This is a genomic window from Catelliglobosispora koreensis DSM 44566, assembly GCF_000379685.1.
GTDB classification, from domain to species: Bacteria; Actinomycetota; Actinomycetes; order Mycobacteriales; family Micromonosporaceae; genus Catelliglobosispora; species Catelliglobosispora koreensis.
The window spans coordinates 228,750-238,725 of sequence record NZ_KB903293.1 but is presented as its reverse complement, the minus strand read 5'-3'; the positions used below and the strand labels follow the sequence as shown (position 1 = coordinate 238,725).

16 protein-coding genes are annotated in these 9,976 nt (G+C 62.2%); 10 read left to right on the top strand and 6 right to left on the bottom strand.

Annotated elements, in window-relative coordinates:
• Positions 1–11: 11 nt before the first annotated feature.
• Positions 12–599 (bottom strand): DUF1345 domain-containing protein, encoded by a 588-nt coding sequence (locus A3E1_RS45515; RefSeq protein ID WP_157631981.1) that lies wholly within the window; start codon positions 597–599, stop codon positions 12–14.
• A 464-nt stretch (positions 600–1,063) separates the two neighbouring features.
• Here A3E1_RS45515 and A3E1_RS0137430 point away from each other — a divergent pair, with 464 nt between their 5' ends.
• Positions 1,064–1,423, top strand: a complete 360-nt coding sequence (locus A3E1_RS0137430; protein ID WP_157631980.1) for a hypothetical protein — start codon at positions 1,064–1,066, stop codon at positions 1,421–1,423.
• A gap of 75 nt (positions 1,424–1,498) precedes the next feature.
• Here A3E1_RS0137430 and A3E1_RS0137425 read toward each other — a convergent pair whose 3' ends face one another.
• On the bottom strand, positions 1,499–2,464 hold the full coding sequence (locus A3E1_RS0137425; protein ID WP_026209213.1) for a hypothetical protein: 966 nt from the start codon (positions 2,462–2,464) through the stop codon (positions 1,499–1,501).
• A gap of 162 nt (positions 2,465–2,626) precedes the next feature.
• On the opposite strand from A3E1_RS0137425, the gene A3E1_RS49275 reads away from it, so the two are divergent.
• On the top strand, positions 2,627–3,325 hold the full coding sequence (locus tag A3E1_RS49275; RefSeq protein WP_020525963.1) for a GbsR/MarR family transcriptional regulator: 699 nt from the start codon (positions 2,627–2,629) through the stop codon (positions 3,323–3,325).
• A 117-nt stretch (positions 3,326–3,442) separates the two neighbouring features.
• Positions 3,443–4,006, top strand: coding sequence for a hypothetical protein (locus tag A3E1_RS0137415; protein WP_020525962.1), 564 nt, complete (start codon positions 3,443–3,445; stop codon positions 4,004–4,006).
• Between the two features lie 30 nt (positions 4,007–4,036).
• On the opposite strand, the gene A3E1_RS0137410 is transcribed toward A3E1_RS0137415, so the two are convergent.
• Positions 4,037–4,456, bottom strand: coding sequence for a hypothetical protein (locus A3E1_RS0137410; RefSeq protein WP_020525961.1), 420 nt, complete (start codon positions 4,454–4,456; stop codon positions 4,037–4,039).
• Positions 4,457–4,489: 33 nt separating this feature from the next.
• Between A3E1_RS0137410 and A3E1_RS0137405 the strand changes: the two genes are divergently transcribed.
• From A3E1_RS0137405 to A3E1_RS44130, 5 genes are read left to right on the top strand one after another with little or no spacing between them, the layout of a single operon-like run.
• Positions 4,490–5,050, top strand: coding sequence for a hypothetical protein (locus A3E1_RS0137405; protein ID WP_020525960.1), 561 nt, complete (start codon positions 4,490–4,492; stop codon positions 5,048–5,050).
• A complete protein-coding gene (locus tag A3E1_RS0137400; RefSeq protein ID WP_020525959.1) occupies positions 5,047–5,385 on the top strand; it encodes an Imm51 family immunity protein in 339 nt (112 codons plus the stop codon). The genes A3E1_RS0137405 and A3E1_RS0137400 overlap by 4 nt, the downstream gene beginning before the upstream one ends.
• A 15-nt stretch (positions 5,386–5,400) precedes the next feature.
• Positions 5,401–5,559 carry a hypothetical protein gene (locus A3E1_RS47615; protein WP_020525958.1) on the top strand — a complete coding sequence of 53 codons (159 nt, stop codon included), beginning with the start codon at positions 5,401–5,403 and terminating at the stop codon, positions 5,557–5,559.
• Entirely contained in the window at positions 5,559–5,996 is a 438-nt protein-coding gene (locus A3E1_RS0137390; RefSeq protein ID WP_020525957.1) for an NUDIX hydrolase, read from the top strand. Before A3E1_RS47615 ends, A3E1_RS0137390 begins: the two co-directional genes overlap by 1 nt.
• Positions 5,993–6,484: a GNAT family N-acetyltransferase gene (locus tag A3E1_RS44130; RefSeq protein WP_020525956.1), complete on the top strand. Its 492-nt coding sequence runs from the start codon at positions 5,993–5,995 to the stop codon at positions 6,482–6,484. The genes A3E1_RS0137390 and A3E1_RS44130 overlap by 4 nt, the downstream gene beginning before the upstream one ends.
• Before the next feature lie 6 nt (positions 6,485–6,490).
• Here A3E1_RS44130 and A3E1_RS0137380 read toward each other — a convergent pair whose 3' ends face one another.
• Both A3E1_RS0137380 and A3E1_RS0137375 read right to left on the bottom strand, forming a co-directional pair.
• Entirely contained in the window at positions 6,491–6,922 is a 432-nt protein-coding gene (locus A3E1_RS0137380) for a hypothetical protein (RefSeq protein WP_020525955.1), read from the bottom strand.
• A gap of 10 nt (positions 6,923–6,932) precedes the next feature.
• Positions 6,933–7,568, bottom strand: coding sequence for a Pr6Pr family membrane protein (locus tag A3E1_RS0137375; RefSeq protein WP_051105262.1), 636 nt, complete (start codon positions 7,566–7,568; stop codon positions 6,933–6,935).
• 41 nt (positions 7,569–7,609) lie between these two features.
• On the opposite strand from A3E1_RS0137375, the gene A3E1_RS0137370 reads away from it, so the two are divergent.
• Positions 7,610–8,410, top strand: coding sequence for an inositol monophosphatase family protein (locus tag A3E1_RS0137370; protein WP_020525953.1), 801 nt, complete (start codon positions 7,610–7,612; stop codon positions 8,408–8,410).
• A gap of 23 nt (positions 8,411–8,433) precedes the next feature.
• Complete coding sequence (locus A3E1_RS0137365; RefSeq protein ID WP_245571555.1) at positions 8,434–9,483, top strand: coiled-coil domain-containing protein; 1,050 nt, start codon at positions 8,434–8,436, stop codon at positions 9,481–9,483.
• On the opposite strand, the gene A3E1_RS0137360 is transcribed toward A3E1_RS0137365, so the two are convergent.
• A complete protein-coding gene (locus A3E1_RS0137360; RefSeq protein ID WP_020525951.1) occupies positions 9,480–9,941 on the bottom strand; it encodes a hypothetical protein in 462 nt (153 codons plus the stop codon). The genes A3E1_RS0137365 and A3E1_RS0137360 overlap by 4 nt on opposite strands.
• Positions 9,942–9,976: the final 35 nt, after the last annotated feature.

The window sequence follows — 9,976 nt, the reverse complement described above, 5'->3', positions numbered from 1 at the left end:
CGACGCACCAGCTATCTACCCGTGATGATGTTGATGGCGACCGCGAGCACGATCGCGTTGTAGAAGAAGCTCAGGGCACTGTGGACCATCACGTGCCACCGCAACGGCCTGCTCTGGATTTCGACATCCGATACCGCGAACGATACGCCGAGTGTCATCGCGAAGTACAAGAAGTCAACAAGGCCAGGAGGACCTGTGCCGGGGAAGCGTAGGTCTGAAGCCCACGTCGCGTAGAAGCGCGCGTAACCAACGTGCAGCAGCATCCACGCGCAAACCATGGCCATCGCGCCGAGGCCGGTGATGACGGGACCGTACTCAGCGTCGTCATTGCTGAGCACAGTAAGCGCTGCCCCGAGGCCGGTGAGGCTGGCGGCTGCTGTTAGCAGGAAGCTGAACCGCCGTCCTATGACTGGCGGGGGCGGACGGCCGCCGACAAAACGGGTGCGGCGAACACGGATGGCGCCGACGGTCAGATAGAAGAACGCCACCGTGACCCAGCAGAGCAGAAATAGCGCCACCTGTGGCGGTGATTCGGGACCGAGGATGAAGTAGAACAGTCCGCTCACGGCAAGCGCGAGTTCGATGCCCCGGACTGCCATCCAGGACATTTTCTGACTGATCGTGGCCCCGTCCAGATCAACCCCCACCGTTCTAACGTGATCTTAATGCTGTGGCAGGTGCGACCGGGCCGGGTTCACAGAGGACGCAGATCCCATCCATCGATCGGATTAGCCCGTCTGGACCTCGTGACTATCTAATCGACGATGTTGAGCATCCGTGAAGTAGCCAACCGTGGCTCGGTAGTCCTTATGGGACCTGTAGTTCCTATTGCAATCTGAACGCACGTCGAGTCGCTTGCCGAAGACCGTCCTTAACAGCGGCCGGCGGTAATGCCACCACATCACACAGGAGTTCGGACGTGACTCAGGATAGCCCCGGTGGAGACTGCATACTCCGCATTGGCAGCCCACCATCGGCAAAGGGCTCAGCGTCAAATCGGCGAGGAAAGAGCTTCTGGTTTCTGTTGGCCGCCTTACTAATCGCGGTCATTACGGTCGGCGGTGTGACCATGTGGCTCGTGTATCAGAAGCTGGGGCCGTCCATTCCAGACGCGCTTAGGGCCGCTGTCGAGTCACCGCTTGTTACAGCGAAAAGTAAATGTGCTTCCTCGTCCCCATACGCGACGGTCGGCGATGGAGGCAAGACGCTGATCCTGAAGTCAGAGGGCGAAGAGCAGTCGGGGATAACGTTTAGTCAGCTTGAGTGTTTCTTGGATGAGCTTGAGGTGACAGACGCGGTTAGGTCAGAGATCGGTGCGACTCGCGCGCTCGACGGGCGCCGGTCTGCTGACTGGGACGGCTTTCGCGCGTCGTGGTCCTATCATCCGGACTCTGGTGTGAACATGACGATCACGCTCAAGTAGGACGTTTGCACGGCCAACACGGTGACAGCGAAGAAAACCTTCGCCGTCACCGTTGACTATCGCCAGGGCAAGCGACTACGACATCGCAAGTGAGGGCTGAACGCGGCGCTTGGCGACGATGACGACGCCTGCTGATGCGACAAGTGCGAAGGCAACCACTCCTGCGAACGCGAGCAGGGTCATGCGGTCCGGGTGGATGAGGGACTGTCCGCGGCCGGCTTGCCAGGTGATCACGGCGAGAAGGCCAGAGTAGGCAAGGGCAAAGACGAGCATCAGGCGAGACCGGACAACGGATGTCAGCCACACCAGGCGATGCGACAAGGCGACCAGCGCGACGGTCAGCAGCAGGAGCACGTGAATGCCGTGCAGGCCAACGAAATGCGGCACCCTGAAGTCGCCGCCGGTGGTGCTCCAGTGAGTCAGAGCCATGCCGTTGCCGTCGGGGTCGCCAATGCCATGCCCCTGGTACATCGTGACCCGCGTCCCGTTAGCGTCAACCAAAACGCGCTCATTGATGTTCGTGGACATCCAGTAAATCGGCAACATCATGCCAACTGTCGCCAACGCTAATCCCCAGCGGACAGCACGATTCAGTGCCCGGTCACCGGTTCCCTGGAACAGCACCAGTGACGCGATCATAAGCTGGGTAAGGAAAAGCCCGGCCACGCCGTAAGTAAACACCTGCGTCATAGCCACCGTGAACGGATCGTCCACGTTGGCGTTGAAGTGACTGAACGTTCCGCGAGCGGCCTGGGCCGTGATGGCCGCGACTTCAGCGGTGGCGGCGATAGCGAAAACCGTGCCCGCCCACCAGCCGAACCGCTTGGCCTTGCGCAGTTTCGTGATGAGCCAAGCTAGGACGCCAGAGTAGAGCGCGAAGGCGATGCCAAACTTTAGCGGCTTCAGCCACACGGACTCGTTCAGCAGCACCCGGTCGTCGAGCAGAATGCCGATGCCGGAGACGAGCACCAAGGCCACCATTAGGCCGGTGTTGATGGCCAACGGGCGGTGCCATTCGCGTACCCTCGCAATGTTTCTCATGTCCTAAACGCTACGTTGCGTTTAGGAAAACGCAAACGCCATCATCGCTTGAAAACCGTGTTGTTAGAGCTAGAATGAATGAAATCGTTGCAACGAAGCTGACCGCAAATGCAATGGCTCGTTGCAATGAGATGACACGAAAGCTACAAGGAGGCCAGGTTCATGCCGGGAGGCAGACTTTCCTTAGCGGACCGCCAGCAGATCGCCGCCGGGCTTGCTGACGGGCTCGGATTCGCCGAGATCGCACGGCTCCTGGGGCGCCCGACATCAACCATCACGCGGGAGGTCTCGCGCAACGGTGGGGCTCGGGACTACCGCGCGGGGCGGGCGCATCAGGCGACCAAAGGCCGTTCCGTGCGCAAGCCAGTCGCTCCCCGTCAGGCCGCGGCCTCCACAACATCCCAGGGTGTACTGGACTTTCAGCGCGAGCTAGCCGAAATAGCCGTCCAAACAGGACTGTCGCCGATGGCCGCTCGTGTGCTGGCGTGCCTCTACACGACCGACAGTGGTAGTCTCACCGCTGGCGAGTTGGTGGCGCAGCTGCGCGTCAGTCCGGCGTCGGTCTCGAAGGCGATTGGTGACCTGGAGCGCCAAGAGCTCGTACGCCGTGAGCGCGACCCTAAGTTGCGCCGCGACCGTTACGTCATCGACGGCGACGTCTGGTACCAGGCATGGCTTGCCAGCGCACAAATGAACGCGGTGCTGGCTGAGGCAGTCCAACGCGGCGCCGAAGTCCTCGGAACGCAAACTCCAGCGGGGGCAAGACTGCACTCAGCCAGCCAGTTCCTCAGCCACGTCGGCCGCGACATGGTCCGCGCGGCCGAGAAGTGGCGCAAACTGTTCCCGCAGAACTCCGGCTAGGAAACTCGCATGGGGCACACGGATTTGACCAAGCGTGTGACGATTTCGCGGTGAAGTGGTGGGTGCGTGTAGCCGCAGCAGTCGGAGCCGTTGCGGTGGTAGCGGGTGGCGGCAACAATGGTGGTGCTAGCGAAGCAGCGTGAGCACGAATGGGCCCGCGGCGGTGACGCTATTGAGGTCCAGGTCGAGTTCCGCGCTATCGACGAGCAGACCTTCCACGCCGCGTTGAAAGAGTTCACCGGTGTTGAGGACCGCAAGACAGGGTTCCTGGCCACTGGCTTCATGGCGAAAGTGACCTGGACAGGCGCCCACCTCGACCGGGGCGACTTCACGTTCTCCGCGCTGGACAAGCGAGTGATTCCGCCACGAATCATGAGTGGTCAAGGCATTTCGGTCGACGGCAAAACGCAGGGCACGTTCTGGGGTTCGGCATACGCCGTCCTGGCTGAGCATTACGACTGGTTCGCCGACGCTACGCCCGAGCTCACCGCGCAAGGGTGGACAACGGGTGACGCGGCTGGATCTGCCACTCCAGTCTCACCCACTGGGTCTGCCGTGGTGTGGTTTTCTGGCCCAGCCAACTTGAGTCTGTCGCCCACGTCGGACAGCGACGTTATCTTGGCGCTCATTTACTCTGACGACGAAGGCGAGGTCCGTTGGGCACGGCGGATCGCAGGTTAGGAATCGCCAGCTCTACTGCTGGTGCTGCGTCTATTCTTCGGCGACGAAGGCGACCATTTCCCGGCCCCAGGACGCGACGGACTTGATGCGCGGGTTGGGGTCAGCTGCCAGCTCGTCGATGACCTTCAGCGCACGGGACGGGTCGATCGAGATGATGTCGACGATGATGCTTTGCAGGGTCTCGTGGTCTTCTTCGTTGCCCATTTCCACCGAGGACGCGCGCAGCAGGATCGTCAGGGCGTCAAAGCCCTCGATCTCGGCGTAAGCGGAGGCGATCATGTTTCGCCCGAAGGGGTTGCGGGCCATCACGTATTTGCGTAGCGCGTTGACGAGGTCAGGCGACAGACTCCTGTCTTGGGTCTCGGTCAGCTCGCCCACCAGCTCGTAGGCTCGTGGGCTGTCTTCGCCTTCGGTGTCGATGCAGCGGATCAGCTCATCCAAAATCGCCATACCCCAAACCCTACAAACAACGGGAGACATTCCATGCCCACCCTGCCCGAGATCTATGTCGCGGTCGATGTGGAGGCCGATGGGCCGATCCCGGGGCCTTACAGCATGCTGTCGCTGGGAATGGCCGCCGTCGGCCATGACCTCACGTTCTACACCGAGATCAAGCCCATTTCCGATGAGTACTCGCCTGAGGCGCTCGCGGTCTCCGGGCTCGACCGGGACAGGCTCATCCGGGAGGCGCCGTCAGCGGAAGAGGCGATGACAGCGGCCGCCGTGTGGGTGAACGGATTGCGCAAAGTTGGCAGGCCTGTGTTCCTTGCGGCGCCCGCGGTTTGGGACGGGATGTTCGTGCACTGGTATTTCACCCGGTTCACTGGCAAAAGCCCGTTCGGGGCAACGGGTTCCGGCGTCGATCTGCGGAGCTATTGGATGGGCCTGACCGGATGTGAGTGGGTGCAGACGCGCAAAACGAACATCATCAAAGCGGTCGGACTGTACGGAATCCCGCACACGCATCACGCCGGCGAGGACGCCGAGGAGTTGGCCAAGGTGTTCGGTGCTGTCCTAAGTGGACGCGATACAGTCGCCCGATGAGCGATCTGGATCCGTTTAGGTTCAGTGAATACGAGGGCAGCCACTCCGTCATTCTCACCGACATCGACATGCTCGACGTGATGGAAGTCTTCGACGAGCACGGGTACTCCGGCAACGGCTACGGCTGGGCCGGGGTGGCCCAGTCAGCGGTCGTGCATCATGCCCCGGATCTGGACGCGCTCGTGCGCTATGACCCGGAGGCGGGCATGTTCGCGGCCACCAGCACCGACCGGGTCGCCGTCGAGCGGCTGGCGGTGTTGCTGCACAAGGCGTTCCATGACCGGGTCTTCCTCGCTGAGCTCATTGCCGCTGGTCAACCCGAATGGTTCGACTAGCGCTAAGGTGGCGGCATGAGTGGACTGGCCTGGGCGGGAATCGCGATCGTGGCGATCATCGTGTTGCTTGCGGTGATTGCTGGGCGGCGCAAGAGCGGCGTCAACAAAGAGCGCCCGCACACGGCGGAGGAAGTTCACCCCGGACACTTCCACACAGGTAACAGCCCGCTCTGATGGCCAAGTTCAAGGCCTGCGTGGCGGTTTATGGCGTCCTGGAGCGCGACGGCGAGATGTTGATGCTGCGCCGCAAGGGCTCCGGCTACCGGGACGGTCAGCTCAGTCTGCCTGCGGGGCACCTCGACGGGGATGAAGACGCGGTCAGTGGGCTGATCCGTGAGCTGAACGAAGAGCTGTGCCTGACGGTCCGCAGACAGGACGTAGAGCTCGCGAAGGTGCTGCACCGCCGCAGGGAAAGCGCGCAAGACGATGAATATGTCGACCTCATCTTCCGTGTGAGCGCGTGGGAGGGCGAGCCACAGATCGGTGAGCCTGACAAGTGCGGCGAGCTGGTTTGGGTGAACCCAACAGCTCTGCCGGCCGATGTCGTGGACTACATCCGCCAAGCGCTAAACACGACCACGAACTTCGCCGCGCTGGGCTGGCAGCAGTGAACCTCACACTGGAGACACGTGATCTGACGCTCGCCGATGTGCCCGGCCTCATGTGGGCTGGCGGCCAGACACACCTCAACGCGGTCGCCAAGGAAATCGGCAGAATCGGCGACGCGGAATATGTCGGGGTGTTTCTGCCCTCGGGCCGTTGTGTGGGCAAGGCTGGCATCACCTACACCGAAGCGCCAGACGCAGGCGTGATCTGGCAGGTCGCGGTTCACCCCGTGCTGCAGTCGTGTGGCGTTGGCGCACATGTCATGCGTGAGGCCGAAAAGCGAATCAGCGCAAGGGGTTTGGCGTGGGCACAGCTTGGCGTCGAAATCAGCAACCCGCGTGCGCAGGCACTTTATGAGCGGCTGGGCTATCAGGCCATCCGGACTGAGGACAGCGCCTGGGATCAAGAACGAGAAGACGGAACCATTTTCCGGTACGAGACGGTGCTCACGATCATGCGAAAACCCCTTGGGGGAGAGGGGAGTCAGGGCTAGCTGAGACTAGCTCGTTTCCTCTAACCGCAAGGCGATCGCCTTCGGGCTGCGGCCGAGCGCCTTAGCGATCTGAGCGATGGTCTTGCCCGCTTCGGCCATCTCCATGAGTGACTCTTGCTCCGCGGTGGTCCACAGCGTGTAGGCCTTGGGGTGATCGCGGCGTCGCTGCGCCATCGTGTGCGCCCGCTCGTCGAGCGAAATCCCTTGCCACGCCGCGATGCTGGCTAGCTCAGGCTTGAGGATGCGGGCCAGGATGGGCAGATCTTCTCGCGCGATAACCCCACTGAGCTCGTGTGTGCCCGGGTCATCGAGGGAGCCGCTGCGCAGCAGGATGGAGGTGTGCCCGTCGGGCATGGTGGTGGCGCTGATCCGAAACGACCGGCCGGAGTCGATCACTTCTCGTTCCAGTGTCATCAGCACTGGCTTGGTGTCATCCATGCCCTTCAGGCTACGAGCGGGCTCTGACATTCCGCTGCCGGTTCCCGGTCCACACGACGGCGAGAACGAGCAACACCAAGGCGATCGCGATTCCTATACAGACGACGGCGACAGCACCGTACCCACCGGATGTCTCGGGGTTAAGGAACGGATAGGGATAGAACCCGGTGATCGGTCCCCGGATCAAGCTGTAGGTGAGGTAGAGGAACGGAAATATCAGCCACAGCAACGCTTGCTTGATCTGAATCTGGTTCTTTGGCGGGAACATGAGCCAGTCGCCCACGGCTGCCAGCGGCATGATGGCGTGCACCATCACGTTGGCATAAGGGTTAAGCACGCCAACGGCTTCGCCGGTCAGCAGCAGGTTGTAGACGATTCCGGTCGTCGCCAGATATACCGTCGCGGCGCCGCGCAACAGGTCGACGACGAGGGAGTCAATGTCACCGCGCAGTCCACAGTAGATGAACAGCAACGCGCCGAGGATGTTGCTGAGGTTCGTGAAGTAGCTGAAAAAGTTGACCGCGCTGAACGTCGGGCGCTGGGTGCCGTCATAGAAAAGCTTCGCTAGCGCGAGCAACACCAAAATCCCGAGAACCACCCGGTACCAAGTGCCGAATCTGCCCTTGATATCCCCCCGTGCAACCATGAACGCGATCGTATCTTGACCAAACTGGCCGGAGGCGTTTCATGATTGACGAGGTCGTCTCGGCGTTGCGCGAGGTCGCGCAGGAACTAGTGCTGCCGCGTTTTCAGAACTTGGCGGTCGGCGATGTGATGGAGAAATCCCCGGGCGATCTGGTGACCATTGTGGACCAAGAGGCGGAGGCGGCATTGACGCCGCGTCTGGCCGGGCTGCTCCACGGTTCGCTCGTGGTCGGCGAGGAGGCGGTGGCTGCCGATCACCTCGTCCTCGAAAGGATCGGCGATCCCGGTCCCGTATGGGTGATTGACCCGATTGATGGCACGGGGAACTTCGCCGCCGGGCGAGAGCCGTTCGCGATGATGGTGGCTCTGCTGCGCAAAGGCGAGCCGGTGCTGAGCGTGATCTATGAGCCGGTCCCGGGCACGGTGTGCACGGCTGAGGCGGGCAGTGGCGCGTTTATCGATGGGACGCGCATCACTATGGACAGCAGTCCGCCGACGCTGGACGAATTGCACGGTTCGCTGTCCGTCAAGTACCTCCCGGAAACCCTGCGCGAGCAGGTGCTTTCGCGGGCCAGCGAGCTGAAATCATGGTCGCGGGGACAGCACTGCGCCGGCCGCGAATATCCAGAGGTCGTGCGCGGAAAACAGGACTTCACTTTGTTCTGGAAGAGCCTGCCGTGGGACCACGCGCCGGGGGCTCTGCTCGTCAGAGAAGCAGGTGGCGTGGTGAAACACTTTGATGGATCTGAATACGATCCGGCACAGCCCAAGCAAGGTTTACTGGCTTGCCGTAGTGATGAGGTGTTTGACCTGGTTCGCAGGACTTTACTGGAGGGACGGTGAACCTTCAGGTATCGTGACCGACCGTGACCCCAACGGTGCCCCCCACCCGAAGGCGGTTGGCCAGGCTGAGCATGATCGCCGCCTTAGCTGCCTTGCTCCTGAGCTGGGCCGTCCCGGCAGCAGCTGAGCCAACGACACCTCCCAACGAGGGAGGTGGCCAGACGCTGGACACATTGCGGTCCAATTTGGAGGCTGCGGCAATCGGCTGGCTTGACGCCGAAGCGACGCTCCAAACGGCAAAAGCTGGCCAGGAGAAATATCAGCAGGAGCTGACCATCGCGGAGCTTGATTACGCCCGCATGAAGGTCGGCGTCGGCCGCTACGCCGGCGAGGTTTACAAGACAGGCCCGGTCGGCGTTCTCGGCATGATGCTGAGCGCTCGCACGCAAGACGACTTCCTTGACCGGGCGATGGCGATGAACCGTGTTACGCAGCGTGACAATGTGCGGCTAGCCGACCTGATGGACGCGCAGAACCGGGCGAAGGAAGCCAAGGCTCAGATCGACGCGTCGATCGCGGCACAGGCGGCCGCGGCCGATGAGATGGCCAAGCGCAAGCAGGCGGCTGAGAAGGCCCTCCTGGCCGTTGGCGGCGGTGCGACTAGAGGCTGGCTGGACCCCAACTCGCGGGCGGCGTTCCCGGCTCCCCGCAACCCGAATGGCAGCTGGCCGTCAGAGTGGTGCTCCATTAACGACCCGACCACGGGTGGCTGCATCACGCCACGCACGCTGCACGCGATGCGGGAAGCGCAGCGAAACGAGTTCACTCGCTATGTCTCGTGTTATCGGCCGGGCGACCGCTGGGAGCATCCCAAGGGGCGGGCGTGTGACTTCTCCGCCAACTCCTCCGGGTTCGTCGACTCCAGTGCCAGTGGTGGGGACCGAACCTATGGCAATAACCTGGCGGCCTTCTTCGTCAAGAACGGCAGTGCGCTAGGCGTGATGTATGTCGTCTGGTACTGCCAGATCTGGCACCCGGCTACGGGCTGGCGGGCATACAGCAGCGCGGGTTCTAACTGTGGCGACGCGCCAGCGCCGGACCACACGAACCACGTACACGTCTCGATCTATTAGCGCCTGGGCTGACGCAACTGGTCGATCTTGATCCGTTGGGCGATCAGTGCCTGTTGCTGGCTGCGCTGCTGTTGGCGTAAAGCCTCGAGCGTGCGCTGCACCGCTTCGTAGCGCGCTGTCTCCTGGCCGAGCCGGTCCATCTCTTCCTGGTGGATCAAGGCGACGCCAGTGAGCAGCAGCAGGCGCTGCAGTGCCACTTCGTTGGAGGGTGCCGTGAGCACGGCGTTAAGCGTTCCGCTGCGTTCCTGCTGATAGGCGGCCGCGGCTATCCGCCCGGTCTTGGCTCGCTGGGCGGCAAGCAGTTGCGAGAGCCCGTCGATTTGCCGCTGGATCACCTCGATTTGGGAAATCGTGACCGAGAGGTCTTCGGCTAGCTGCTGGTAGGTGGCAATATTCTGGGCGAGCTGCTCGGCCGGTGTTCCGGGTGGGGCAGTCGGCGCCGGGGTGGGCGTGATCATAAGAAGTACCGCGGCAATGGACTTCAGCACGCCCG